We start from the raw sequence: 26174 nt of genomic DNA, 5'->3' as shown, positions 1-26174 counted from the left end.
ATTCCGAGGTGACCTGTCATGTCGATCAACAACCGTGCGGAACGGCTGGCACGCCGCGTAGCAGACCTATTTGCCAACGACACACAGTTCGCCGCCGCCAAGCCCAACGAGGCGATCACCCAGGCAATCGATCAGGCCGGCGTCACGCCAGCGCAGATCATCCGCATGGTCATGCAGGGTTACGCCGATCGGCCGGCGCTCGGCCGGCGTGCCATCCACTTCGTCACCGACCCCGCCACCGGCCGCACCACGGCCGAGCTGCTGCCCGAGTTCGAGATGTTGACCTACCGCGAGCTATGGGACCGCACCGGCGCGTTCGCCAACGCGTTGAGCGCCGAGCCTGCGGTCCGGCCCGGCGACCGCGTTTGCGTGCTCGGCTTCAACAGCGTCGACTACGCGATGATCGACATCGCGTTGGTCCGGCTGGGCGCCGTGTCAGTTCCGCTGCAGACCAGTGCGCCGGTCAGCGGGTTGCGCCCCATCGTCGCCGAGACCGAGCCGACCGTGCTCGCCGCGAGCATCGACAATCTCGGTGACGCCGTCGAATTGGTGCGGACCGGTCACGCGCCGGCCCGGCTGGTCGTGTTCGACTACCACCCCGAGGTTGACGCACACCGCGACGCGGTCGAAGCCGCCCGAGCTCGTCTGGCCGGTGCGGTGATCATCGAGACACTTGCCGAGGTGCTTGAGCGCGGGAAGACGCTGCCGGCCACGCCGATCGCCGATCCGGCCGACGACACACTGGCGCTGCTGATCTACACCTCCGGGAGTACCGGCGCGCCCAAAGGCGCCATGTACCGCCAGACCCGATTGATGAACTTCTGGCGCAAGTCGAGTGCCTGGTTCGAGCCGACCAGCTACCCATCGATCACGCTCAACTTCATGCCGATGAGTCACGTCATGGGCCGGCAGATGCTGTACGGGACGCTCTCCAACGGTGGCACCGCGTACTTCGTCGCCAAGAGCGACCTGTCGACCCTGTTCGAGGACCTCGCCGCGGTGCGGCCCACCGAATTGAGTTTCGTGCCGCGCATTTGGGACATGGTGTTCGCCGAGTTCCAGAGCGAGGTCGACCGGCGTTTGGTGGACGGCGGCGACCGCGCGGCGTTGGAAGAACAGGTGCGGGCCGAGCTGCGAACCAACCTGCTCGGCGGGCGTTTCGTCGCGGCGCTGACCGGCTCCGCGCCCATCTCCGACGAAATGAAGACGTGGGTCGAGACGCTGCTGGGGGATGTGCATCTGCTGGAGGGTTACGGCTCCACCGAGGCCGGCATGATTCTGATGGACGGCATCGTGCGGCGCCCCTCAGTGATCGACTACAAGCTGGTCGACGTGCCCGACCTGGGCTACTTCCGCACCGACCGGCCCCATCCCCGGGGCGAGCTGCTGGTCAAGACGCAGAGCTTGTTCCCGGGCTACTACAAGCGCCCGGAAGTCACCGCCGAAGTCTTCGACGCCGACGGCTTCTACCGGACCGGTGACGTCGTGGCCGAGGTCGGCCCCGACCAGTTCGTCTACCTCGACCGTCGCAACAACGTGCTGAAGCTCTCCCAGGGCGAATTCGTCGCCGTGTCGAAGCTGGAGACGATTTTCGGCGACAGCCCGCTGATCCGGCAGATCTTCATCTACGGCAACAGCGCCCGGGCCTACCTGCTCGCGGTGATCGTTCCCACCGAAGATGCGCTGTTTCGCCATAGCCTCGCCGGGCTCAAGCCGCTGCTCAGCGATTCCCTGCAGGAGGTCGCCAAGGCGTCCGGCCTGCAGACCTACGAGATCCCGCGCGACTTCATCATCGAGACCACGCCGTTCGCCCTGGAGAACGGCCTGCTCACCGGCATCCGCAAGCTGGCGCGCCCGCAGTTGAAGAAGCACTACGGCCAGCGCCTGGAAGAGCTCTACGCCAAGCTGGCCGACGGCCAGGCCAACGAGCTACGCGAGCTGCGACAAAGCGGTGCCGATGGGCCGGTGCTCGAGACGCTGTGTCGCGCCGCGGGGGCGCTGCTGGGCTCCGGGGCTGGCGATGTGCGGCCGAACGCCCACTTCACCGACCTGGGCGGCGACTCGCTCTCCGCGCTGTCGTTGGCCAACCTGCTGCATGAGATCTTCGGCGTAGACGTGCCGGTGGGCGTCATCGTCAGCCCGGCAACCGACCTGCAGGCCCTGGCCGGCTACATCGAGGCGGCGCGCACACCCGGCGCCCAGCGGCCCACCTTCGCCTCGGTACACGGGCCCCGCGAGCAACCGGCTACCCAGGTGCACGCGAGCGACCTCACCCTGGACAAGTTCATCGACGCCGCCACCCTGGCGGCAGCCCCGAACCTGCCGGCCCCGAACGGCCAGGTGCGCACCGTGCTCCTGACCGGCGCCACCGGCTTCTTGGGTCGCTACCTGGCGCTGGAATGGCTCGAGCGCATGGACCTGGTCGACGGCAAGCTGATCTGCCTGGTCCGGGCCAAGTCCGACGCCCAAGCGCGGGCCCGGCTGGACAAGACGTTCGACAGCGGCGATCCGGAGCTGCTGCGGCACTACCAAGACCTGGCATCCGATCACCTCGAGGTGATCGCCGGCGACAAGGGCGATGCCGACCTAGGCCTGGACCGCCCGACGTGGCAGCGGCTGGCCGACACAGTCGACTTGATCGTCGACCCCGCGGCCCTGGTCAACCACGTGCTGCCGTACCGCCAGCTGTTCGGCCCCAACGCACTGGGCACCGCCGAGTTGCTTCGGCTGGCACTGACCGGCAAGCGCAAGCCATACATCTACACCTCGACGATCGCGGTGGGCGACCAGATCCCGCCGGCGGCCTTCACCGAGGACGCCGACATCCGGGTCGTCAGCGCTACCCGCAACGTCGACGACAGCTACGCCAACGGCTATGCGAACAGCAAGTGGGCCGGAGAAGTGCTGTTGCGCGAGGCCCACGAGCTGTGCGGGCTGCCGGTCGCGGTGTTCCGCTGCGACATGATCCTGGCCGACACCACCTATGCCGGTCAGCTCAACGTGCCGGACATGTTCACCCGGCTGATGCTGAGCCTGGCGGCCACCGGTATCGCGCCGGATTCCTTCTACCAGCAAGACACCGCCGGCCACCGGCAACGCGCCCACTATGACGGTCTGCCTGTCGAATTCATCGCCGAGGCAATCTCGGTGCTAGGCACCCAAAGCGGCGAAGGGTTCCACACCTATCACGTGATGAACCCCTACGACGACGGCATCGGGTTGGACGAGTTCGTCGACTGGCTCAATGACGCCGGTTGCTCCATCCAACGGATTGGCGACTACGGCGAGTGGCTGCACCGGTTCGAGACTTCGCTGCGCGCCCTGCCGGACCGGCAGCGCCACAGTTCACTACTGCCGCTATTGCACAACTACCGGCAGCCCGACCAGCCGGTGTGCGGATCGACGGCGCCCACCGACCGGTTCCGAGCCGCCGTCCAGGAAGCGAAGATCGGCCCCGATAAAGACATTCCGCACATCTGCGCGCCGATCATCGCCAAGTACGTCAGCGACCTGCGACTACTCGGGCTGCTCTGACACCGGACCATCGGCAAAGCAGGCCCGGTGCGCCCGAATAGCTATGCCGTGTCGCGGTGACCGGCCGACGCGCCGGCACGCTGGCGGCGGAACAGGCCGCCCAGCCGGTGCCGTAGCGAGGTGCCCGACGCCGCTTCCGCGGGCGCCACCCGTTCTGCCGGCGCCTCTGGTTCCGGCTGCGCCTGCGGTTCTGGCTGCGCCTGCGGTTCTGGCTGCGCCTCCGGCTCCGGCTGCGCTTCGGTTTCCGCGTCCGCTGACGGTTCCGGTGCCGCATGCCTGACCGGTATCGATTCGGCGGGCTCTGCGGGCGCTACCGATTCCGCGGGTTGGACATCACGCGCCAACCGAGCCACCAGGCGGGCCAACACAGCCCCGCCCAGGAACACGATCAGCACACCCAGGCCCGAGAAGTACGACACCTCGAGCAGGGCTCGTTTGAAGTCCGTTGCCGCAACCGGATCGCCGACAGTTCCGATGCGCAGCACGGGGGCGAACGAGCCGCCGACCACGAACCAGGCACCGGCGAGCACCGCCAGCCAACCGCCAAACATCGCGTTGACGCGATTTCTGGAACCGATCAGCAGCAGACCGCCTGCCACAGTGGCGATTCCGGGCAACACTTCAAGCCAGCCCCGAACCGCGGTCCACACCCATTGCTGACCGGGCGTATAGGCGAAATTGAAGTAGGGACCGACGAACGGTATCAGCGCACCCCAGGCGCCCAGGATGATGAGCAGCAATCCGCTCACCGCGCCGCGGGAGCGTGGCATCCACAACCTGCTGGGACGGTCGCTTTCCGCGCTCTTCATAACAAACATCTCCTCGGTAGACACCGGATACACCGGCATCGACTGAGTACCCGAAGAGCGCGGCAATGTAACCCAGGTCACTGCGTACAGATCGGATCCGCCGATATTGCTCATCCGTCGCTGGTACGCGGGTAATGTGTGCCAAATCACTTTTACGGAGGGTTCTGATGTCGTTCCTTATCGCAACTCCGGAGATGCTGGCGACGGCGGCGCAGCAGGTGGCGAGCATCGGTACGTCGCTCGGCACGGCAAACGCGGCCGCGGCAACCTCAACAACCGGGATGCTGGCGGCCGGTGCCGATGAGGTGTCGGTGGCCATTACGTCGCTGTTCAGTGCCTACGCCGGGCAGTATCAGGCGCTGAGCGCTCAGGCCGCGCAGTTTCATCAGAGTTTTGTGCAAGCGTTGACCGCTGCCGGTGGGGCGTATGCGGGTGCGGAGGCGGCCAACGCTGCCCAAGCGTTGGAGAGCGGCATTTTGGGTGTGGTGAACGCGCCCACTCAGGCGTTGTTCGGGCGTCCGCTGATCGGCAACGGCGCGAACGGGACCGCGGCAAGTCCCAACGGCGGCGCCGGTGGGATTTTGTATGGCAACGGCGGCAACGGCTTTAGCTTCACCAGCGGGGTCGCCAGCGAGAACGGCGGAAGTGGTGGATCCGCGGGTTTGGTCGGCAACGGCGGGGCCGGCGGGAACGGCTTTATGGGTGGGGCCGGCGGTGCCGGCGGCACCGGGGGGTGGCTGGTCGGCAGCGGCGGGGCCGGCGGCGCCGGTGGTTCAGTGCTCGCTGGTCCGGGTGGTGCTGGTGGGGCTGGCGGAAATGCCCCATTGTTCGGCTGGGGCGGCAACGGCGGCGCTGGAGGTAACGCTCCCGGTCCCGGTTCAACCGGCGGGGACGGCGGGGCCGGCGGCGCCAGCGGCGCATTCGGACTCGCGGGTGCCGGCGGGGCCGGCGGGTCGGGCACGACCGGCGGCGCCGGGGGCGCCGGCGGCGTCGGAAACGGCCTGTTCGCTGGCGTGGGCGGCGCGGGGGGCGTCGGCGGACTGGGCGTCGATGCCGGTGGCGCCGGCGGCGCCGGCGGCGCCGGCGGCGGTTACCTCTTCGGCCTCGGTGGGGGCGGTGGCGCCGGTGGCGCCGCGACGGGTGCCGCCGGCGTGGGCGGTGCCGGTGGCGCCGGCGGTGAAGGCGCCGGCGTGTTCGGCCTCGGCCAGGCGGGAGCCGGCGGCATTGGTGGTGGCAGCGACAGCGGCGAAGGCGGTGCGGGTGGCCAGGGCGGCATCGGCGCCGCGCTCGTCGGTCTGGGCGTCGGCGGTTTCGGCGGCCTGGGCGGCGTCGGCAACACCGGCGGCGTGGGCGGTGCGGGCGGTCAAGGTGCCGTGCTGGTCGGCCTGGGCGCCGGCGGTCTCGGCGGTGTCGGCGGCTTCGGCCTCACCACCGGCGGCGCGGGCGGTGCGGGCGGTCAAGGTGCCGCGCTCGTCGGCCCGAGCATCGGCGGCGCCGGCGGTGTTGGCGGCGACAGTGTCGCTGGAGCGGGCGGCAAGGGCGGCGCCGGCGGCGACGCTGGCGGCCTCATCAGCATCGGGTACGGCGGCAATGGCGGCAACGGTGGCGTCGGCGTCTTGGCTGCCGACGGCGGCGACGGCGGCAACATCGGGTTAGTTAACGACGGCTCCTTCGTCCCGGCATTGTTCGGTTTCGGCGGCAACGGCGGCAACGGCGTCAACGGTGGAGTTGGCGGCACCGGCGGCAGCGGCGGCATTTTGGCCGGCGCCAACGGGACGAACGGATCGCCCTAGCCGGATGGGTGTTTGGTAAGGCCGCCGGCCACTACTCGAACAGCCCCGGTTGGCTGACCCCGACCGGTGGAGTCAAGCCCAGGTGCGTCCAGGCCTGCGCGGTGGCCACCCGGCCGCGCGGGGTGCGGGCCACCATACCGGCACGCACCAGGAACGGCTCGCACACCTCCTCCACGGTGGCGGCCTCCTCCCCCACCGCCACCGCCAGCGTCGAAACCCCGACCGGCCCGCCACCGAAGCTGCGGGTCAGCGCCGACAGCACCGCCCGGTCCAGCCGGTCCAGACCGAGTTCGTCGACGTCGTAGACCTCCAGCGCGGACTTGGCGACGTCACGGGTGATGACGCCGTCGGCACGCACCTCGGCGAAGTCACGAACCCGGCGCAGCAACCGGTTGGCGATCCGCGGCGTCCCCCGCGAGCGTCGGGCAATCTCGGCGCCGGCTTCGCCGCCCAGCTCGATGCCGAGAATGCCGGCGGAACGGGCCAGCACCCGCTCCAGCTCGGCGGGTTCGTAGAAATCCATGTGCGCGGTGAAGCCGAACCGGTCGCGCAGCGGGCCGGTCAGCGCGCCGGACCGGGTGGTCGCCCCGACCAGGGTAAAGGGCGCGACGTCCAGCGGAATCGACGTCGCCCCAGGGCCCTTGCCGACGACCACGTCCACCCGGAAGTCCTCCATGGCCAGGTAGAGCATCTCCTCGGCTGGTCGCGCGATGCGATGGATCTCGTCGATGAACAGCACGTCGTGTTCGACCAGGTTGGACAGCATCGCGGCCAGGTCGCCCGCGCGTTCCAGCGCGGGCCCCGACGTCACCCGCAACGACGACCCGAGCTCGGCGGCGATGATCATCGCCAGCGACGTCTTGCCCAGGCCCGGTGGCCCGGACAGCAGAATGTGATCCGGCGTGCTGCCGCGGTTTTTGGCTCCCTCGATGACCAGCTGCAGCTGTTCGCGCACCCGGGGCTGGCCGATGAACTCACGCAACGAGCGGGGCCGCAGGCTGACGTCGATGTCGCCTTCGCCGACGGTGAGCGCGGGCGAGACGTCGCGCTCCGCCGGCTCGTCAGTCATCGGGCCTTCCCCAGCAGCGACAAAGCGGCCCGCAGGGCGCCCGACGTTGTCGCATCGTGGCTCCCGGCCAGTACCTTGTCGGTGGCTTCCTCGGCCTGTTTGGCCGCAAAACCGAGGCCGACCAGCGCCTCCACCACGGGACTGCGCACCGCGTGGCCATTGACCGCGGGTGCTCCGGCGGCTGCGCCGGCTGGGCCGACCTTGTCGCGCAACTCCAGCACCATCCGTTCGGCGCCGCGTTTCCCGATGCCGGGCACCCGGGTCAGTGCCCCGACGTCGCCGTCGGCCAGCGCCTGCCGCAGCGCCGCAGCGTCGTGCACGGCCAGCGTCGCCATCGCCAGCCGCGGCCCGACGCCGGAGACCGACAGCAGCGTCAGGAACAGGTCACGGGTTTCCCCGTCGCAGAAGCCATACAGCGTCATCGAATCCTCGCGGACAATCATCGCGGTGGTCAGCCGGGCCTCGGTGCCGTGGCGCAGCGTCGCCAGCGTCGACGGCGTCGCATTCACCCGATAGCCGACACCCGCCGCCTCGACCACCACGTGATCGAGCGCCACCTCGAGGACCTCGCCGCGGACCGAGGCGATCATCGGGCGGCCTTCAGCTTGGCCGCATAGTTGCGGCGCTGCTGCGCGGCCAGCGCTTCGGCTTTGGCCATCCGGGCGATCATCGGCGCCCGCCAGCAGTGGCAGATCGCCAGGGCCAGCGCGTCGGCCGCGTCGGCCGGCGTCGGTTTGGCTTGCAGCGCAAGGATTCTGGTAACCATCGCAGTGACCTGCCCCTTGTCCGCGGCACCGTTGCCGGTAACCGCTGCCTTGACCTCGCTGGGGGTATGAAAGTGCACATCGACACCGCGCCTGGCCGCCGCCAGGGCGATGACGCCGCCGGCCTGGGCGGTGCCCATCACCGTCGTGACGTTCAGCTGGGAGAACACCCGCTCGATGGCCACCACGTCGGGATGGTGGGTGTCCAGCCAATGCTCGACGGCATCGCTAATGGCCAGCAGTCGCTCCGACAGGGCCGCGTCCGACGGGGTGCGCACCACATCGACGTCCAGCGCGGTGAGCTGCCGACCGCGCCCGCTCTCGATAAGCGACAGCCCGCATCGGGTCAACCCGGGATCGACACCCATCACCCGCACCGCATGCTCCCTCAGGCGTTTCCGAACAACCGTTCGATACGGTAGCGGATCCCACCGACATCGCCGCGCAGGACACGCGCGGTTTGATCGATCACCTCGCCGAGCACCACCTCAGGTGGTTGTGACATCGGCCGGCACGACAGGCGGCGACGGGGCCAGCTACCCCAGATCGCAGACCGCCCGTCCGGCCCGCCGGACCTGCGGGTGGCACCGCCACCTCGGATAATCCGCTGGCACCGCGGGACCGTTGTGACACCAGGAGCAATCAAAGCTGTTACCTTAACCGCACCATCGATATTCCGCCGATCGACCAACCGCGGCGCAGTAGGCGGTACGAGAGGGTGCGTGTGGGAAGTCTGCTGGTTGTGCTCGCGGTGGCGCTGTTCATCGCCGCCATCATCGTTCTCGTCGTCGCCCTCCGGCGGCCCAAGACAGCACCCGAGCCGGGTGGTCGCCGGGATCCGCTCGCCTTCAACGCCATGCCGCAGTTCGGGCCGCGCCAGCTCGGCCCCGGTGCGGTTGTCAGCTACGGCGGCATCGACTACGTGGTACGCGGATCGGTCACCTTTCGCGAGGGTCCCTTCGTGTGGTGGGAGCATCTGTTGGAAGGCGGCGACCAGCCGGTCTGGTTCAGCGTGGAAGAGGACGACGGGCGCCTTGAACTTGCGATGTGGGCGAAACGCGCCGATCTTGACTTGCAGCCCGGTGGCCAGCACGTGGTCGACGAGGTGACGTATCGGCAGACCGAGCGTGGTCGGGCCGGGTACACCACCGAAGGCACCACGGGCCTGCCGGCGGGCGGCGACATGGACTACGTCGACTGCACCAACGCCGACGAGTCCGCGCTGCTGTCGTTCGAGCGCTGGGCGCCGAACATGCCCTGGGAGGTGGCCACCGGCAAGCCCGTGCTGCCCGGCGAGCTCACCGTCTACCCCGCGCCCCCCGCCTCGGCGTAGGACCCAGAGGACCAGATCGGTGCCGCTTCATCAGCTCGCCGTAACCCCGGCCGACGTATCAGGGGAACGGCTTGGTCTGGCGCTCAACGTGCCCGCGCCGCGGCCACTGGCCACCTGTCGACTGGCCCACCCGGTTGGTGGCCTCTTGCAGCTCGGCGTTCTGAGCGCATCACACGTCGTCACGGTCGAGCATCCCACCGGCGGCTTCTCCGAACAGGTGTCCTGCACCGCTCGCAGCCACGGGGGCGAACTGCCCGAGCGCACCGAAGCACCCGGCTATGACCTGCAATCCCGCACCCACACCCACGACGAGGTGACGTTTCGCCGGCTCGCGCGCGACCTTCGCGAACGCTGTGCTCTGGAAACCGGGTGGCTCGGCGGCGTGTTTCCCGGTGACGACGCCGCGTTGACCGCGCTGGCCGCCGAACCCTATTTGACCGGCTGGCGTTGGCGGACGTGGCACCTGTACCCGAGTGCATCCGGCGGGACGGTGGTCCATACGGCGAGCCGGTGGCGGCCATGAGCCGCAACCGGCTGTTCGGGGTTGCCGCCGTGCTTGCGGTCGCCGCCACGGTGTCCCTGATTTCCGGAATTACGTTGCTTAACAGGGATGTCGGCTCCTACATCGCGTCGCACTATCGCGAGGAATCCCGCGATGTGAACGGAACGCGTTATCTGTGCACCGGATCGCCAAAACAGGTGGCCGACACGCTCGCCAAGTACCGGGCCCCCGCGGCGCGCGCGTCCTACGGCGACACCGAGTACCTGCGCTACCGCAACAACATCGTGTCCGTCGGCCCGGACGGCACCTATCCGTGCGTTATCCGCGTCGAACACTTGAGCGCGGGATACAACCACGGCGCGTATATCTTCCTCGGCCCCGGGTTTACCCCCGGGTCGCCGTCGGGCGGTTCGGGGGGCAGCCCCGGCGGCCCGGGCGGAAGCAAGTAAGGCCGGAACGCAAAGGAGACAGTCATGCACCAGGCCAGGTACCAGGCCGGAGTCGATTTCGGGACCGTCAGCCTTACGCCGATCCTGCACGGAGTGGTGGCCACCGTGTTGTACTTCTTGGTCGGCGCCGCCGTGCTGGTCGCGGGCTTCGTGATGGTCAACCTGTTGACCCCGGGCGATCTGCGTCGCCTGGTGTTCATCGACCGGCGCCCCAACGCCGTCGTGCTGGCCTCGGCGATGTATGTGGCGCTGGCCATCGTCATCATCGCCGCCATCTACGCCAGCTCCAACCAGTTGGCACAGGGGCTGATCGGCGTGGCGGTGTACGGGCTCGTCGGCGTCGCACTGCAGGGGGTGGCGTTGGTGATCCTGGAAATTGCGGTGCCGGGTCGGTTCCGTGAGCACATCGACGCGCCGGCGCTGCATCCGGCGGCGTTCGCCACGGCGGTAATGCTGCTGGCCGTAGCAGGGGTGATTGCCGCCGCGTTGTCATGACAGCCACGGATCACGCACCGGCGCTGGCCCGCGCCACGGAGTCGTCCGGGCGCTGGCGGGCGCTGCTGCTGGCCGCCGTCGCGGCCTGCGCGGCATGCGGTCTCATTTACGAGCTCGCGCTGCTGACGCTGTCGACCAGCCTCAACGGCGGCGGGATCGTCGCAACGTCCCTGATCGTCGCGGGTTACATTGCCGCACTGGGCTTGGGCGCCTTGCTGGTCAAGCCGCTGCTGGCGCACGCGGCGGTCGCGTTCATCGCCGTCGAGGCGCTGCTGGGCATCATCGGCGGGTTGTCCGCGGCGGCGCTGTATGTGGCGTTTGCCTTCATCGACGGGTCGACGTTGGTGTTGGCCGTGGGGACGGCTTTGATCGGCGGGTTGGTCGGCGCCGAGGTTCCGCTGCTGATGACGCTCTTGCAGCGGGGCCGGGTGGCGGGCGCCGCCGACGCGGGCCGCACCCTGGCCAACCTCAACGCCGCCGACTACCTCGGCGCGTTGGTCGGCGGGCTGGTCTGGCCGTTCGTCCTGCTGCCGCAGCTGGGAATGATCCGCGGCGCGGCGGCCACCGGCATGGTCAACCTGGTAGCCGCGGCCATCGTGTCCATCTTCTTGCTACGACGCATCGTGTCCACCCGGCAGCTGGTCACCGCCCTGTGCGCGCTTTCTACCGCGCTCGGGCTGCTGATCACCCTGCTGGTGCGTGCGCACGACATCGAAACCACCAGCCGCCAACAGCTCTACGCCGACCCGATCATCGCCTACCGGCACAGCACCTACCAAGAGATCGTCGTCACCCGCCGCGGCGAGGACCTGCGCCTGTACCTGGACGGGGGTCTGCAGTTCTCCACCCGCGACGAGTACCGCTACACCGAAAGCCTGGTCTACCCCGCGTTGCGGGACGGCGCCCGCTCGGTGCTGGTGCTCGGCGGCGGCGACGGCCTGGCGGCCCACGAGCTGCTACGGCAGCCCGGTGTGCAACAGATCGTGCAGGTCGAACTCGACCCGGCGGTGATCGAGCTGGCCCGCACCACCATGCGCGAGGCCAACGGCGGGTCGCTGGATGACCCGCGCGTGCACGTGGTGATCGACGATGCGATGAGCTGGCTGCGCGGCACCGGGGTCGGCCGCTTCGACGCCGTCATCGTCGACCTGCCCGATCCCGACACCCCCGCGTTGGGCCGGCTGTATTCCACCGAGTTCTACGCGCTGGCGTCTCGTGCGCTTGCTCCTGGGGGGCTCCTGGTGGCGCAGGCGGGCAGCCCGTATTCCACCCCGACCGCGTTCTGGCGCACGATCTCGACGATTCAATCCGCCGGCTACGCCGTCACCCCCTACCACGTGCATGTGCCCACCTTCGGCGACTGGGGATTCGCCCTGGCGAGCCGCGGCGACACCGCGCCCCCGGCTGCTCTTCCGGGTGACGCACCGCCACTACGGTTCCTCGACCAGCAAGTACTGGACGCCGCCACGGTGTTCTCCGGCGACATCGCACCCCGCACGCTGGTGCCCTCGACGCTGGAGCATCCGCGCATTGTCGAGGACATGCGCCACGGGTGGGACTAGAACGGCTCTCCGACCCAGAGCACCGCACCCAAACCTCACTCCTCGTCGAGCGCCGCCAGCACTTCGTCGGACACCTCGACGTTGGTCCACACGTTCTGCACGTCGTCACTGTCCTCCAGCGCGTCGACGAGCTTGAACACTTTTCGTGCGCCGTCCAGGTCGACGGGCACGCTCACCGAGGGCTGAAAGCTGGCCTCGGCCGATTCGTAGTCGATGCCCGCGTCCTGCAGAGCGGTGCGGACCCCGACCAGTTCAGCAGGCTCGGAGATGACCTCGAAACTGTCGCCCAGGTCGTTGACGTCCTCGGCGCCGGCGTCCAGGACGGCCGTCAGCACATCGTCTTCGCTCCGGCCGTTCTTTTCCAGGGTCACCACACCCTTGCGGGTGAACAGGTAGGACACCGAGCCCGGGTCGGCCATGGTGCCGCCATTGCGCGTCATAGCCACTCGCACCTCGCTGGCAGCGCGGTTGCGGTTGTCGGTCAGACACTCGATCAGCACGGCCACGCCGTTGGGCGCGTATCCCTCGTACATGATGGTCTGCCAGTCAGCGCCACCGGCTTCCTCGCCCGCGCCGCGCTTGCGGGCTCGCTCGATGTTCTCATTGGGAACCGAACTCTTCTTCGCCTTCTGAATCGCGTCGTAGAGCGTAGGGTTGCCGGCCGGATCACCGCCGCCGACACGGGCCGCCACCTCGATGTTCTTGATCAGCCGGGCGAACATCTTGCCGCGGCGGGCGTCGACGACGGCCTTCTTGTGCTTGGTGGTGGCCCACTTGGAATGGCCGCTCATCGCAGTGTTTTACCTTTTCTTTTGCCTTCTGGTGCTCGACAAGTTCGCCAGACGAGTCTACGTGGACGCCTCGTCGCGCCGAGCGTCACGCCAGCGTGACGGCCAGGTGTCACGCATTCCCGTTGACGATGTCGACGAACAACTGATGAATCCGGCGATCGCCGGTCATCTCCGGGTGAAAGGCCGTCGCGAGCACGGCGCCCTGTCGCACCGCCACGACGTGTCCCGCGGCCCGGGCCAGCACCTGCACCTCGTCGCCGACCCGTTCCACCCAGGGCGCCCGGATGAACACTGCGCGCACCGGATCGTCCAGACCCACAAACGCGATATCGCCCTCAAACGAGTCGACCTGACGTCCAAAAGCGTTGCGCCGCACCGTCATATCCATCGCCCGCAGCGGCAGCGCCGCACGGCCGTTGGCACCGGCGTCCAGGATCTCGCTGGCCAGCAGAATCATGCCGGCGCACGAACCGTAGGCCGGCAGCCCGTCGGCCAGCCGCGCCCGCAGCGGTTCCAGCAGGCCAAAGTCGAGCAGCAGGTGGCTCATGGTGGTGGATTCCCCACCCGGAATGACCAGCGCGTCCACCGCGTCAAGTTCGTCGCGGCGCCGCACCGTCATCGGCTCCGCCCCGGATTCGCGCAGCGCCGCCAGGTGCTCCCGGGTGTCGCCCTGCAGCGCCAGTACCCCGACCCTCGGAAAGGTCACAGCCCGCTCACTGCCCAGCCGACTGGTACCCGCGCCGATAGCGGGTCAGCCCCTCCTGCATGACCGCCGCGACCATTTCACCGGACTGTTTGAATATCTCGCCCTTGGTGAGCGCGCGACCACCGCTGGCCGACGGCGACGATTGGTCGTAGAGCAACCACTCGTCGGCACGGAAGGCTCGCATAAACCACATGGCATGGTCCAGCGATGCCACCTGCAGATGCTCCCGCACATCGAGGTGGGTGACCTGCGCCGATCCCAGTAGCGTGAGATCGCTCATGTAGGCGAGCGCGCAGATGTGCAGCACCGGGTCGTCGGGCAGCGGGTCGCGGTGCCGAAACCACACCTGCTGCTGGGAAGCCTTGCCGGGCAAAAGCTGCAGGCGCTCGCGGGGCACGATGCAGATGTCCCATTCCTCGAACTGCCGGAATCCCGCGTCGTCGAAGACCCTGATCGAGTTCAACCCCGGCAGGCCGTCGGGTGGCGGCGCCGCCGGCATGGCGTCCTGATGGGTGATGCCGTCCTGCTCACTCTGGAACGACGCCGCCATGCTGAAGATGGTTTCCCCGTGCTGGATGGCGTCGACCCGCCTGGTGCAGAATGATCCGCCGTCCCGGATGCGCTCGACGAGAAATACCGTGCGCTCCTTGGCATCTCCGGGCCGCAGAAAATAGCCATGCAGCGAGTGAACCGAATACCGCGGGTCGACGGTGCGCACCGCCGACACCAGCGACTGCCCGGCCACATGACCACCGAAGGTGCGCTGCAGGAAACCCGATTCGGGGCTGAACACGCTTCCTCGGTAGATGTTGACCTCGAGTTGCTCGAGATCAAGGATCTCTTCGATCGACACGCTATGACCGTCTGCTCTTCGCGCGAGCCCTCATCGCCGTTCTTACCAGCCGCGCTCGGCGAGCCGGTGGCCGACGGCGATCTCGTCCACGTTGATCCCCACCATCGCCTCGCCGAGCCCGCGCGACACCTTGGCCAGCACATCGGGGTCGTCGTAGAACGTGGTGGCCTTGACGATCGCCGCCGCGCGCTGCGCGGGATCACCGGACTTGAAGATGCCGGAACCCACGAAGACGCCCTCGGCGCCCAGCTGCATCATCATCGCCGCGTCCGCCGGTGTGGCGATGCCCCCGGCGGTGAACAGCGTGACCGGCAGCTTGCCCGCCCGAGCCACCTCGGCGACGAGTTCGTAGGGCGCCTGCAATTCCTTTGCCGCGACGAACAACTCGTCCGCCGACATCGACGTCAACCGGCGGATCTCGCCGCCGATGGCCCGCATGTGCGTGGTCGCGTTGGAGACGTCACCGGTACCTGCCTCGCCCTTCGACCGGATCATCGCCGCCCCCTCGTTGATGCGCCGCAGCGCCTCCCCGAGATTGGTCGCCCCACACACGAACGGCACGGTGAAGTTCCACTTGTCGATGTGGTGGGTGTAGTCGGCGGGAGTCAGCACCTCGGACTCGTCGATGTAGTCCACGCCCAGTGTCTGCAGGATCTGCGCCTCGACGAAATGGCCGATGCGCACCTTCGCCATCACCGGGACCGTGACCGCGGAGATGATGCCCTCGATCATGTCGAGATCGCTCATCCGCGACACCCCACCCTGGGCGCGGATATCGGCGGGCACTCGTTCCAGCGCCATTACCGCGACCGCACCGGCGCCCTCGGCAATGCGGGCCTGCTCCGGGGTGACAACGTCCATGATGACGCCGCCCTTGAGCATCTCCGCCATGCCGCGCTTGACCCGCGCCGTACCGGTGGCCGGGTTACCTGCAGGATCCATGGGTGCCTCCTCTGATCCCCACTACGATACGACCGCAGCCACGCTCGCCCGGTAGCTACTCCGGGGGATGGCCGGTCGCCGATTGGTAGATTACGAATCTCTCCCCCGTCGAGCACCGGAGGCCCAGATGGACGATAACGCCCAGATGGTCGACATCGATGGAGACCAATTAGCACGGATGCGTGGCGAATACGGACCGGAGAAGGATGGCTGCGGCGACCTGGACTTCGACTGGCTCGACGACGGCTGGCTGGCGTTGCTTCGCCGGTGGATGAATGATGCACAGCGCGCCGGGGTGATGGAACCGAACGCCATGGTGCTGGCCACTGTCGACGACGGGAAACCGGTGAGCCGTTCGGTGCTTTGCAAGATATTGGACGAGTCGGGTGTCGCGTTCTTTACCAGCTATACGTCGGCCAAGGGCGAGCAGCTCGCCGCCACACCCTACGCGTCGGCGACCTTTCCCTGGTACGAGCTGGGCCGCCAGGCGCACGTCCGAGGCCCAGTCAGCAAGGTCAGCACCGAGGAAACACTCGCCTACTGGTCCGTGCGCCCGCGAGGGGCGCAGCTGGGTGCGTGGGCATCACAGCAGTCCCGCCCGGTCGGTTCTCGCGCCCAGCTCGACGACCAGCTCGCCGAGGTGATCCGTCGCTTTGCCGACCAGGACCAGATCCCGGTGCCGCCAGGATGGGGCGGCTACCGCATCGCCCCGGAAATCGTGGAATTTTGGCAAGGCCGGGAAAACCGCCTGCACAACCGAATCCGCATTACCCATGGCCGGCTGGAACGGTTGCAACCCTGATCTTTGATAATTCGGCCCCGCCACGGGAAGTTTTGGTGGAACTGCACAGATCCTGACGGACCTGTCATAGAGTTTTTGCTACCGGAATCGCTCGGTGACCTATAACCACGGCTCATCGGGGATACCCGCCGCGGTGGTGGCCGACCGACCAGGGGCCAACCGAGAAAGAACGTAGCGATGAGTTTCGCCGTTTTGCCGCCGGAGGTGAATTCGGCGCGCATGTTTGCCGGTGCGGGCCTGGGCCCGATGCTGGCGGCGGCGACGGCCTGGGATGGGTTGGCCGAGGAGTTGCATACCGCGGCGAGTTCGTTTGCGTCGGTGACCGCAGGGCTGGCGGGCGGGGCATGGCAGGGTCCGGCATCGGTGGCGATGACGCGCGCCGCCGACCCCTACCTGGGGTGGTTGAGCACGGCGGCGAGTCAAGCTGAGCGGGCGGCCGGCCAGGCCCGGGGTGCGGCGAGCGCGTTCGAGGCGGCACTGGCGGCCACCATTCCCCCAGCGCTGGTCGCGGCCAACCGGACAGTGCTGGCGACGCTGGTGGCTGCCAACCTGCTGGGCCAGAACGCCCCGGCGATCGCGGCCGCCGAGGCCGAATATGAGCAGATCTGGGCCCAGGACGTGGTCGCGATGTGGGGCTATCACACCTGGGCTTCGGCGCTGGCCACCCAGTTGACGCCCTGGCAACAGTCGCTGACAAGCCTGGCAGGCCAGTTGGCCAGCGCGTACACCGGCGCCGGGCTCCCCACCAACGTAGGCATTTTGAACATCGGCGCCTTCAACCTAGGCAACGAAAACACCGGCAACTACAACATCGGCTTTGAGAACACCGGAAACGGCAACGTCGGCATCGGGAACACCGGAAACAACAACATCGGTTTCCTGAACGTCGGCAGCGGCAACATTGGCATCGGGAACACGGGATTCGGGATGCTGGGCATCGGAAAACCCGGCGACGGGAACATCGGGGGCATAATCACCGCCAACGACCTGCTGGCCATCACCAACCTGTACGCCAACTTGATCTTGGCCGATCCCGAGTCAACCCTCGGCCAGGCGGCCACCGCGTTGATCTTGGGCGGCACCAGTTTCAGCCCGCTGCCCGAGCCGGAGTACATCGCGGAGGTCGAGCCGCTCTACCTCCCCGGTTTCCCCGGGTTTACCCCGCAATTCCTGGTTACGCCGTCGAAGCTATTTCCGTTTACCGGCCTGGATAGCCTGACCTTCGACACGTCGGTAGGTCTGGGGGCGGCAAACCTGCATGCCGCGATCATGACGCAATACCAGGCGGGATACGACACCGTCGTTTTCGCCACCTCCCAGAGCGCGACGGTAGCCACCCTGGTAATGCGGCAGCTCATGTCGCTGCCTGCCGACATGCGGCCAGGTCCGGATGACCTGTTTTTCACGCTGACCGGTAACCCAAATCGGCCCGACGGCGGCTTTCTCTCGCGCTTCGCCGGTCAGTACATCAAGGAAATCGGTTTCACGTTTTTCGGCGCGACTCCGGCCGATGCCTACCCGACCACCGATTACGCAATCCAATATGACGCGGCCGCCGACTTCCCGCTGTATCCGCTCAATTTTTTTGCGACCGCTAACGCGATCGCGGGCTTCCTTTTGCTGCACCCCTTGTACACCGACCTCACGCCGGCCCAGCTTGCCGCGGGTGTGGTCCAGCCGGTGTCGCCGCAGTCGCTAACTACCTACATCCTGATTCCCTCGGAGGATCTGCCGCTGCTGTATCCGCTGCGCGCCATCCCCGTGCTGGGAGACCCGCTGGCCGACCTCATCCAGCCGAACTTGCGAGTGCTCGTCGAGTTGGGCTACGAGCGCACCGCCTATCAGGATGTGCCTAGGCCGTTCGGGCTGTTTCCGGACGTCGATTGGGCCACGGTCGCCGCCGATCTGCAGCAGGGCGCCGTGCAGGGCGTCAACGACGCCCTGGCCGAACTGGGTTGGCCGCCGCCGATCCCGGCGTTGCCCCGATTTCCCTGAGAGTCTCAGCGAATGGGCTGGGGTACAGAGGCATCGCGCGCGGCCTCGTTGTCCAGCGCGGCGTCCGCATGCCGGTTGGCCGCCGGCAACAGCTCGCCGAGTTGCACCGGATACACCAGCTCGCCGGACCCGACCAGCGCGGCGATATCGTTCGCGTCGCACCAGCGGGCGGCGTGCAGGTAGCGGCGTTCCAAATTGGTCCGCCCCGCGACGGACGGCTCGAACCGACGCGTCCGGTACACCAGGTAGAACTCCTCACTGTCAATCAGCGATCCGTTGAACTCAAAGACCTCGTCGCGGCGCCAGATAGGTCCGATCATGTCGGCCGGTGCGACCCGCAGACCGGTTTCTTCGGCCAGCTCGCGGGCGGCGGCCTGGGCCAACCGCTCACCCGGTCGCACTTCGCCCCCGACGGTGAACCACCATCGAGGCGCGGCCCCGTCCGGAAACGCCGGGTTCGCCGGATCCGAGCCGCACAGCAACAGCACGGCGCCGCGCTCATCCAGCAGCACCACCCGCGCGGAGGTGCGGTGGCGGGGCACACCCTGCTCGCCGTGCGCCAACGCGTGGGGCCGTTCGGCGATCTCAAAATAGGTTGGCAGCGTGGCGGTGCCGCCGAGCCGGAGCGCACGTACCAGCCGTCGCTCACCCAGGGCGAGGGTGTCGCGAACCGCGTCGTTGTGGAAGCGGCGCGCCAGCAGCACCCGGGCTTCCGCGTCGGCCAACTCGGCGATCAGGGCGGCCGGCAGAGACGCCGGATTGACCACCGCCAGCGCGGCCGAAAGCTCGTTTTCCGCATTCTCCCGCGCATGCCGGGGCGCACACTCCGCGGCGTCGGCCAGCGCGGCCAGCCTCCTGCCCGGGGCAGCACCGCCGTACGCATCGGTCGCGACCGCGCGCGCCACCACCGCGCGTCGGGCCAGCGCGCCGTCCAGCGACTGCCAGGACAGGTCATAGCGGACGTTTAACCGGTTCAGCCGGTTGGCCGTCTGATATCCCCATGCCCCGAACGCAATCAGCACAACGAGCAGCACCGCGCCGGCCACCAACAGCCACGTCATCAGCTGGCCACCTGAACCTTGGCGCCCGACCCGGCGACCGTCTCGTACACCCGCATGATCTGACTCGCCACCACCGACCAGTCATACCGGCGGACCGCCTCGAGACCGGCCGCCACATAGCGCTCCCGCAGCACGTCGTTCTCCAGCACCGCAACAAGGGCATCGGCCAGCGCGGCGGCCTGCAAATCCGGGGGTCCCACCGGCACCAGCCGCCCGACCTCGCCGTCGCGCAGCACACGCCGGAAGGCATCCAGGTCGCTGGCCACCACCGGAGTGCCGGCGGCCATCGCTTCGACCAACACGACGCCGAAACTCTCACCGCCGGTGTTTGGCGCACAGTAGACGTCGGCGCTACGCATCGCCGAGGCTTTGCCGGCATCGTCGACCTGGCCCAGGAAGCGCATGTGCGCTGCCAAACCGCCTGCCTGGCTACGCAACTGGTCCGCGTCACCACGGCCGACGATGAGCAGCTGCACGTCCGGAAATCGCCCCACCACCTTCGGCAGCGCGTCGAGCAACACCGCCATGCCCTTGCGGGGCTCGTCGTAGCGGCCCAAGAACAGCACCGTCTTACCCTGCCGCGGATACCCATCCAGCCGGGCCGCCGAGGCGAAGGAATCGACGTCCACCCCGTTGGGGATCTCCACAGCATCGGACCCCAGCGCCTCCATCTGCCAGCGCCGGGCCAGATCGGACACCGCGATCCGGCCGACGATCTTCTCGTGCATCGGCCGCAGGATGCCCTGAAACACCGTCAGCGTCAGCGACTTGGTGGTCGAGGTGTGAAACGTCGCCACGATCGGACCCGCAGCGATGTTGAGGGCCAGCATCGACAGGCTCGGGGCGTTCGGCTCGTGCAGATGCAGCACGTCGAAATCGCCTTCTGCAAGCCACTTTTTGACCTTGCGGTGAGTCGCCGGGCCGAATCGGAGCCGCGCCACCGAACCGTTGTAGGGAATCGGGACGGCCTTGCCCCCCGAGACGAAATAGTCGGGCAGCGAGGCGTGCGGCGAGGCCGGCGCGAGCACACTGACCGTGTGCCCGCGCGCTCGCATCACCTCGGCCAGCTGCAGCACATGGGACTGCACCCCGCCCGGGACGTCGAACGAGTACGGACAGACCATCCCGATCCGCATCAGGCTTTCCTCATTTGGACCTCAGTTGCGCCCGCCTGGCCTCGGACAGATCCGCCAGCCACTGCGGCTGCAGCATGTGCCAGTCCGCCGGGTGGGCGGCGATGTTCTGCGCGAATCGATCGGCCAGTGCCTGCGTGATGGCGACGACGTCAGCACTGGTGCAATCCAACGCCGGATACACCCGGAAGCCCCAGCCCCGACCCTCGAACCAGCAATGCGTGGGCAGCAGGGCCGCTCCGGTCTCGATCGCCAGCTTGGCCGGCCCCGCCGGCATCCGGGTGGGCGCGCCGAAGAAGTCGACCTCGACCCCGGTGCGGGTGAGGTCACGCTCGGCCATCAGACACACCACCCGGTTGTCCCGCAGCCGCTCGCAGAGAATCTCGAAAGGTGGCCGTTCGCCGCCGGACAGCGGCACCACCTCGAAGCCGAGGCCCTCGCGATAGTCGATGAAACGCCGGTACAGCGACTCGGGCTTGAGTCGCTCCGCGACGGTGGCGAAGGTGCCGTGCCGCTGCGCCAGCCACACCCCGGCCATATCCCAGTTGCCGCTGTGCGGCAATGCCAGCACGGCGCCGCGGCCCGCTGCCAACGCCGCATCCAGCTGGTCCAGCCCGCCGATCAGGTGGTCGAGCTGGCGGGCGATCGCACGGTGGTCCATCGTCGGCAACCGGAACACCTCCCGCCAATAACGGCCATAGGACGCCAGCGAGGCACGCATGAGTGCGCCCGGGACCGCGGCCGGCGGCACCCCCAGGACGCGGGCCAGGTTCTTGCGTAGCTGCTCGGGCCCGCCACGGCGGGCCGCATAACGCGCTCCGGCGTCAAATGCGTTGCGCGCGGCGAATTCCGGCATCGCTCGCACCGCCATCCAGCCGGCGGCATACGCCCAGTCGGTTGCGGTACCGGTGAGATATTCGCGCGGGCCTTCGGGCAGCCTCAGCCCCGCCTTCAGACCGGGCGCCGAGGGCATCACGGCTCGCTCTTTCCAGGAAGAGGAATGCGATCGGTCGCCCCGGGGGACGCCCACACCGTGTACAACCGCTGCCCACAAGTGATCACGCTGGCTACCGCCAGCAGCCACATCCCCACCGGCAATGCCGGCGGCCAGGCGACAAACGGGAATTGCGACACGCCGGCTCCGGTCAGCACGATGATCAACCGTTCCGGCCGTTCGATGATGCCGCCGCCACCGCGCAACCCGCTGGCCTCCGCCCGCGCCTTGATGTAGGAAATCACCTGCGAGGTGACCAGGCAGATCAACGTCGCGACCACCAGCAGCTCGTCGCGCATGTGAAACGCTATCCACCACAGCAGCCCGCAGAACACCGCGCCGTCGCTGATGCGATCACACGCGGCGTCCAGGACAGCGCCAAAGCGGGTGCCGCCCCCTCGTTGCCGGGCCATCGCCCCGTCGAGCATGTCGAACAGGACGAAGAACCAGACCACGCACGCGCCGGCGAACAGCTTGCCCATCGGGAACAGCGTCAGCGCCCCCGCCACCGACGCGGTGGTACCCACGATGGTCACGGCGTCCGGCGTGAGGCCGACCCCCAGCAGCGCCCTGGCGAGCGGGTTGGTGACCCGTGCGAACGCCGCCCGGGATAGGAACGGCACCTTGCTCATGAGTGGCGCTCTCCCCCGCCGACGGGCGGGGGTAGCGCCCACTGGTGGGAGCTCATTGTTGGCGAGCCCATTCGCTGGCCAGCAGCCGGCGGGTGTCGCGCAGCAACTGTGGGATCACCTTGGAGCCCCCGATGATGGTGATGAAGTTCGCGTCGCCGCCCCATCGCGGCACCACATGCACGTGCAGGTGCTCGGCCAGCGACCCGCCCGCCGATGTCCCCAGGTTCAGACCGACGTTGAAGCCGTGCGGCCGCGACACGTTCTTGATGACGCGAATCGCCTTCTGGGTGAACGCCATCAGCTCCGCACTTTCCGCGTCGGTGAGATCCTCCAGCTCCGATACCCGCCGATAGGGCACCACCATCAGGTGCCCGGGGTTGTACGGGTACAGGTTGAGCACGGCGTAGACCAGTTCGCCGCGAGCGACCACCAGCCCCTCTTCGTCGGACAGTTGCGGAATCTCGCTGAACGGCTGCGCCGAGTTGGCGTCGTCGCGTTTCAGCGGCGCCTCGGCCAGGTAGTTCATCCGGTACGGGGTCCACAATCGCTGCAGCTGGTCACGCTGGCCGACACCCCGATCGAAGATGGTGTCGTCCCCGCCGGCGGGATCCGCGCGCTGCTCGTCACCCACGGCTGGCCACTTTCACCAGTTCAGCTGTGGGAGCGTGGTTTGCGCGGTCCGCGATCCAACCCACAATGGCCGCGACCGCGTCGTCCCGGGGCACTCCGTTGATCTGCGTGCGGTCACCGAACCGGAAGCTCACCGCGCCGGCGGCCACGTCGCGGTCGCCGGCCAGCAACATGAACGGCACCTTCTGGTTGGTGTGATGGACGATCTTCTTGGCCATCCGATCGTCGCTGACGTCGACCTCGACCCGCACCCCGTGCGATTTCAGTCGCCTGGCAACCGCTTCCAGGTAGGCGATGTGCTCATCGGCGACCGGGATGCCCACCACCTGAACGGGCGCCAGCCATGCCGGGAACGCCCCCGCGTAGTGCTCGGTGAGGATGCCGAAGAACCGTTCGATTGACCCGAACAGCGCCCGGTGGATCATCACCGGCCGGTGCCGAGCCCCATCGCGGGCGGTGTACTCCAGCTCGAAGCGCTCCGGGAAGTTGAAGTCCACCTGGATGGTCGACATCTGCCAGCTGCGGCCCAGCGCGTCGCGCGCCTGCACCGAGATCTTCGGGCCGTAGAAGGCGGCGCCGCCGGGATCGGGAACCAGCTCAAGGCCCGACTCCCGGGCGACCTCGGCCAGTGCGGCAGTGGCCTCGTCCCAGACCTCTTCGGAGCCGACGAACTTGTCGGGGTCCTTGGTGGACAGCTCCAGGTAGAAGTCCTCGAGTCCATAGTCGCCGAGCAGGTCGAGGATGAACGTCAGCAGCGATGCCAGTTCGCCGTGCAGCTGCTCGCGGGTGCAGAAGATGTGCGCATCGTCCATGGTGAACCCGCGGGCGCGGGTCAGCCCATGCACCACACCGGACTTCTCGTAGCGGTACACCGTGCCGAACTCGAAGAGCCGCAACGGAAGCTCCCGATACGACCGCCCCCGCGCGGAGAAGATCAGCGTGTGCATCGGGCAGTTCATCGGCTTGAGGTAGTAGTCCTGGCCCGGCTTGCGCACCGTACCGTCGTCGTTGTGTTCGGCGTCGAGGTGCATCGGCGGGAACATGCCGTCGGCGTACCAGTCCAAGTGGCCCGAGGTGTGGAACAGCTGCGCCTTGGTGATGTGCGGGGTGTTGACGAATTCGTAGCCGGCCTCGATGTGCTTGCGCCGGGAGTACTCCTCCATCTCCCTGCGCACCACGCCACCCTTGGGATGAAAAACCGCCAAGCCGGAACCGATTTCGTCGGGGAAGCTGAACAGGTCCAGCTCGACACCCAGCTTGCGGTGGTCACGGCGTTGCGCCTCGGCGATCAACTCGAGGTGGTTCTCGAGGGCCTCCTGCGACTCCCACGCGGTGCCGTAGATGCGTTGCAGGCTGGCGTTGTTCTGGTTACCGCGCCAGTAGGCCGCCGAGCTGCGCGTGAGCTTGAACGCGGGGATGTGCTTGGTGGTCGGGATGTGCGGGCCGCGGCACAGGTCGCTCCAGACGCAGTCGCGGGTGCGCGAGTTGAGGTTGTCGTATGCGGTGAGCTCGTCACCGCCGACCTCCATGATCTCGGCGTCTCCGGACTTGTCGTCGACGAGTTCCAGCTTGTAGGGCTCGCTGGCCAGCTCGGCGCGGGCCTGGCCCTTGGATTGGTAGACCCGTCGCGAGAACAGTTGCCCGTCCTTGACGATCTGGCGCATCCGCTTTTCCAGCGCCGCCAGGTCCTCGGGGGTGAACGGTTCGGCGACGTCGAAGTCGTAGTAGAAGCCGTCGGTGATGGGTGGCCCGATGCCCAGCTTGGCCTGCGGGAAGAGATCTTGGACGGCTTGGGCCAACACGTGTGCGGTTGAATGCCGGATCACGCTGCGACCGTCCTCGGTGTTGGCGGCCACCGGAGTGACCTCGGCGTCAACGTCGGGAACCCAGCTCAAGTCGCGCAGCTTGCCGTCGGCGTCGCGGACCACCACGACCGCGTCGGACGCGCCGCGCCTCGGTAGCCCGGCCTCGCCGACCGCGGCCGCCGCGGTAGTCCCGGCAGGAACCCGGATCGGGGCTTGCGGCGACCGCACACCCGGCACAGCCGGGTGCCGCGGATCGCCGCCGTCTGCTCGGGAGGGGTGTGCGGGGGCGCTCATCGGGTCGGTCTCCAAGGCTTGGCTGGCTGCGGAAGGTCTGTGGGTCTATCGTCTGTGGGTCTATCTGGGGCGTATCGCATCGATCGCGACCATGCTATCGGGGTGGACCTCGACGAACCCAAGGCGATGCGCGCGCCTGCCGCGTTGAGTGAAACACCGATCTTTGGCCCCGCGCCTCAGGTGTGGCGAGCCGGACCGCGAACGTCAAATCGCCGCTACGGCGCCGATCACGCCGCGCGCTGGGACGGCGCGTCTGGGTGCGCGCCGCAGGCATCGGCACCCGGCATACCGACGCAGCGGGCCACCGACGCAGGCTTGGTCTCGCGTCGGCGCCGCCCGCTGCGGAGCTTTGTCAAACTAAACCGATTGCCCTCAACGTCATAAAAGAACCGCAGCACGCGGACCGGAAAGTATCCCAATAGCAGGATGAATATCGTCATCAGCGCGGCACCGCTGCTGACGCCGTGTGCTTTTGTCGTCCTAATATAGCGTGTGGCGTACCGATAGAAATCGCGGGGCGCGCATTCCACCCGTCGGCCCGACATTCCGGCAACTAACGCGGGCTCATACAGGATCTCAAAATTGTTTTTGAACAGCGTCACCGCAAGGTCGATGTCTTCGTGGAGCCGATCTTCCAGATCCAGCCGCGTGAGATGGCGCACCGCCCGCCACGCCGAGGCGCGCAGGGCCATGTTCGCCCCAAGCAGGAAGCGCTGGTCCTTCGCCTTGCGATGCATGCGCTGGCGAACGGTATCGTCGAGCTTGAAAACGGGCCCTCGCAGCGGCATGTCGTAGTACACGACCGGCCCCGTCGCCGCGTCGATGGCCGGGTCCGCAAAACACTGGCGAATGGTCGCAACCCAGTCATTGGCAACGATGGAGTCGGCGTCAATCCGGCCGATAACTTCACTGCGCGCGTCATCGAACCCACAGTTGCGCGTCGGAGCGATGCCTTGAAACGTGCTTTGCTCGAGGAGTCGAATATCTATGTGCGGGTTCTCCGCTTGAATCCGGCGCACTATCGATACGGTATCGTCGGTCGATTTATTGTTGACAACTATTATCTCGTCCGGTGCCGAAGTCTGGTCGATACATGATTCAAGGCATTTGGCGATGAACCGTTCTTCGTTGTAGGCGGGAATCACGATCGTCACCGACGAAAACGCGGATCCACCGGCGGACTGATCGGTCATCGGCCTCTCCACAGCGGCGGTGGCAGGCCGCGG

The 26174-nt window shown here is 67.8% G+C and carries 24 protein-coding genes; 9 read left to right on the top strand and 15 right to left on the bottom strand.

Annotated features, from left to right (window positions below):
* Positions 1 to 18 precede the first annotated feature (18 nt).
* Positions 19 to 3534, top strand: a complete 3516-nt coding sequence (gene car, locus AADZ55_RS09165; protein WP_085327182.1) for a carboxylic acid reductase — start codon at positions 19 to 21, stop codon at positions 3532 to 3534.
* Between the two features lie 41 nt (positions 3535 to 3575).
* Here car and AADZ55_RS09160 read toward each other — a convergent pair whose 3' ends face one another.
* Positions 3576 to 4343, bottom strand: a complete 768-nt coding sequence (locus AADZ55_RS09160) for a hypothetical protein (RefSeq protein ID WP_242670354.1) — start codon at positions 4341 to 4343, stop codon at positions 3576 to 3578.
* Positions 4344 to 4510: 167 nt separating this feature from the next.
* Between AADZ55_RS09160 and AADZ55_RS09155 the strand changes: the two genes are divergently transcribed.
* The gene (locus AADZ55_RS09155) at positions 4511 to 6136 is read left to right on the top strand and encodes a PE family protein (protein ID WP_341286286.1); all 1626 of its coding nucleotides are present in this window, start codon (positions 4511 to 4513) and stop codon (positions 6134 to 6136) included.
* A gap of 31 nt (positions 6137 to 6167) precedes the next feature.
* Here AADZ55_RS09155 and ruvB read toward each other — a convergent pair whose 3' ends face one another.
* From ruvB to ruvC, 3 genes are read right to left on the bottom strand one after another with little or no spacing between them, the layout of a single operon-like run.
* Entirely contained in the window at positions 6168 to 7205 is a 1038-nt protein-coding gene (gene ruvB, locus AADZ55_RS09150) for a Holliday junction branch migration DNA helicase RuvB (RefSeq protein WP_085327264.1), read from the bottom strand.
* Complete coding sequence (gene ruvA / locus AADZ55_RS09145; RefSeq protein ID WP_085327263.1) at positions 7202 to 7795, bottom strand: Holliday junction branch migration protein RuvA; 594 nt, start codon at positions 7793 to 7795, stop codon at positions 7202 to 7204. Before ruvA ends, ruvB begins: the two co-directional genes overlap by 4 nt.
* Positions 7792 to 8346, bottom strand: coding sequence for a crossover junction endodeoxyribonuclease RuvC (gene ruvC, locus AADZ55_RS09140; protein WP_085327262.1), 555 nt, complete (start codon positions 8344 to 8346; stop codon positions 7792 to 7794). The genes ruvA and ruvC overlap by 4 nt, the downstream gene beginning before the upstream one ends.
* Positions 8347 to 8693: 347 nt before the next feature.
* Here ruvC and AADZ55_RS09135 point away from each other — a divergent pair, with 347 nt between their 5' ends.
* From AADZ55_RS09135 to AADZ55_RS09115, 5 genes are read left to right on the top strand one after another with little or no spacing between them, the layout of a single operon-like run.
* On the top strand, positions 8694 to 9302 hold the full coding sequence (locus tag AADZ55_RS09135; protein ID WP_085327272.1) for a DUF4178 domain-containing protein: 609 nt from the start codon (positions 8694 to 8696) through the stop codon (positions 9300 to 9302).
* 19 nt (positions 9303 to 9321) lie between these two features.
* Positions 9322 to 9825, top strand: a complete 504-nt coding sequence (locus AADZ55_RS09130) for a DUF2617 family protein (RefSeq protein ID WP_085327261.1) — start codon at positions 9322 to 9324, stop codon at positions 9823 to 9825.
* Entirely contained in the window at positions 9822 to 10253 is a 432-nt protein-coding gene (locus AADZ55_RS09125) for a DUF4247 domain-containing protein (protein ID WP_085327271.1), read from the top strand. Before AADZ55_RS09130 ends, AADZ55_RS09125 begins: the two co-directional genes overlap by 4 nt.
* Positions 10254 to 10277: 24 nt before the next feature.
* Positions 10278 to 10748: a DUF350 domain-containing protein gene (locus AADZ55_RS09120; protein ID WP_207569164.1), complete on the top strand. Its 471-nt coding sequence runs from the start codon at positions 10278 to 10280 to the stop codon at positions 10746 to 10748.
* Positions 10745 to 12310 (top strand): polyamine aminopropyltransferase, encoded by a 1566-nt coding sequence (locus AADZ55_RS09115; RefSeq protein ID WP_085327260.1) that lies wholly within the window; start codon positions 10745 to 10747, stop codon positions 12308 to 12310. Before AADZ55_RS09120 ends, AADZ55_RS09115 begins: the two co-directional genes overlap by 4 nt.
* Before the next feature lie 35 nt (positions 12311 to 12345).
* Here the strand turns inward: AADZ55_RS09115 and AADZ55_RS09110 are convergent, their stop codons facing one another.
* From AADZ55_RS09110 to pdxS, 4 genes are all read right to left on the bottom strand, one after another.
* On the bottom strand, positions 12346 to 13101 hold the full coding sequence (locus AADZ55_RS09110; RefSeq protein ID WP_085327259.1) for a YebC/PmpR family DNA-binding transcriptional regulator: 756 nt from the start codon (positions 13099 to 13101) through the stop codon (positions 12346 to 12348).
* A 109-nt stretch (positions 13102 to 13210) separates the two neighbouring features.
* Positions 13211 to 13807 carry a pyridoxal 5'-phosphate synthase glutaminase subunit PdxT gene (pdxT, locus tag AADZ55_RS09105; protein ID WP_085327258.1) on the bottom strand — a complete coding sequence of 199 codons (597 nt, stop codon included), beginning with the start codon at positions 13805 to 13807 and terminating at the stop codon, positions 13211 to 13213.
* Between the two features lie 7 nt (positions 13808 to 13814).
* The gene (tesB, locus tag AADZ55_RS09100; RefSeq protein ID WP_085327257.1) at positions 13815 to 14660 is read right to left on the bottom strand and encodes an acyl-CoA thioesterase II; all 846 of its coding nucleotides are present in this window, start codon (positions 14658 to 14660) and stop codon (positions 13815 to 13817) included.
* 42 nt (positions 14661 to 14702) lie between these two features.
* Positions 14703 to 15602: a pyridoxal 5'-phosphate synthase lyase subunit PdxS gene (gene pdxS / locus AADZ55_RS09095; protein WP_085327256.1), complete on the bottom strand. Its 900-nt coding sequence runs from the start codon at positions 15600 to 15602 to the stop codon at positions 14703 to 14705.
* Between the two features lie 127 nt (positions 15603 to 15729).
* Here pdxS and pdxH point away from each other — a divergent pair, with 127 nt between their 5' ends.
* Both pdxH and AADZ55_RS09085 read left to right on the top strand, forming a co-directional pair.
* The gene (pdxH, locus tag AADZ55_RS09090) at positions 15730 to 16404 is read left to right on the top strand and encodes a pyridoxamine 5'-phosphate oxidase (RefSeq protein ID WP_085327255.1); all 675 of its coding nucleotides are present in this window, start codon (positions 15730 to 15732) and stop codon (positions 16402 to 16404) included.
* Positions 16405 to 16581: 177 nt separating this feature from the next.
* Positions 16582 to 18399, top strand: a complete 1818-nt coding sequence (locus AADZ55_RS09085) for a PE-PPE domain-containing protein (RefSeq protein WP_085327254.1) — start codon at positions 16582 to 16584, stop codon at positions 18397 to 18399.
* A 5-nt stretch (positions 18400 to 18404) separates the two neighbouring features.
* Here the strand turns inward: AADZ55_RS09085 and AADZ55_RS09080 are convergent, their stop codons facing one another.
* From AADZ55_RS09080 to AADZ55_RS09050, 7 genes are all read right to left on the bottom strand, one after another.
* Positions 18405 to 19460: an NUDIX hydrolase gene (locus AADZ55_RS09080; RefSeq protein ID WP_085327253.1), complete on the bottom strand. Its 1056-nt coding sequence runs from the start codon at positions 19458 to 19460 to the stop codon at positions 18405 to 18407.
* Entirely contained in the window at positions 19460 to 20596 is a 1137-nt protein-coding gene (gene pimA, locus AADZ55_RS09075) for a phosphatidyl-myo-inositol alpha-mannosyltransferase (protein ID WP_085327252.1), read from the bottom strand. The genes AADZ55_RS09080 and pimA overlap by 1 nt, the downstream gene beginning before the upstream one ends.
* Before the next feature lie 10 nt (positions 20597 to 20606).
* Positions 20607 to 21566 (bottom strand): phosphatidylinositol mannoside acyltransferase, encoded by a 960-nt coding sequence (locus AADZ55_RS09070; protein ID WP_085327251.1) that lies wholly within the window; start codon positions 21564 to 21566, stop codon positions 20607 to 20609.
* On the bottom strand, positions 21566 to 22219 hold the full coding sequence (pgsA, locus tag AADZ55_RS09065) for a phosphatidylinositol phosphate synthase (protein WP_085327250.1): 654 nt from the start codon (positions 22217 to 22219) through the stop codon (positions 21566 to 21568). The genes AADZ55_RS09070 and pgsA overlap by 1 nt, the downstream gene beginning before the upstream one ends.
* Before the next feature lie 52 nt (positions 22220 to 22271).
* Positions 22272 to 22850, bottom strand: coding sequence for an HIT family protein (locus AADZ55_RS09060; RefSeq protein WP_085327249.1), 579 nt, complete (start codon positions 22848 to 22850; stop codon positions 22272 to 22274).
* A complete protein-coding gene (thrS, locus tag AADZ55_RS09055; protein ID WP_085327248.1) occupies positions 22843 to 24948 on the bottom strand; it encodes a threonine--tRNA ligase in 2106 nt (701 codons plus the stop codon). Before thrS ends, AADZ55_RS09060 begins: the two co-directional genes overlap by 8 nt.
* A 227-nt stretch (positions 24949 to 25175) precedes the next feature.
* The gene (locus AADZ55_RS09050) at positions 25176 to 26141 is read right to left on the bottom strand and encodes a glycosyltransferase (RefSeq protein ID WP_085327269.1); all 966 of its coding nucleotides are present in this window, start codon (positions 26139 to 26141) and stop codon (positions 25176 to 25178) included.
* Positions 26142 to 26174: the final 33 nt, after the last annotated feature.

This window comes from Mycobacterium decipiens (assembly GCF_963853665.1).
Taxonomy (GTDB): Bacteria; Actinomycetota; Actinomycetes; order Mycobacteriales; family Mycobacteriaceae; genus Mycobacterium; species Mycobacterium decipiens.
Note: the sequence above shows the minus strand (reverse complement) of the source record. Positions and strands in the feature narration are given on the sequence as shown.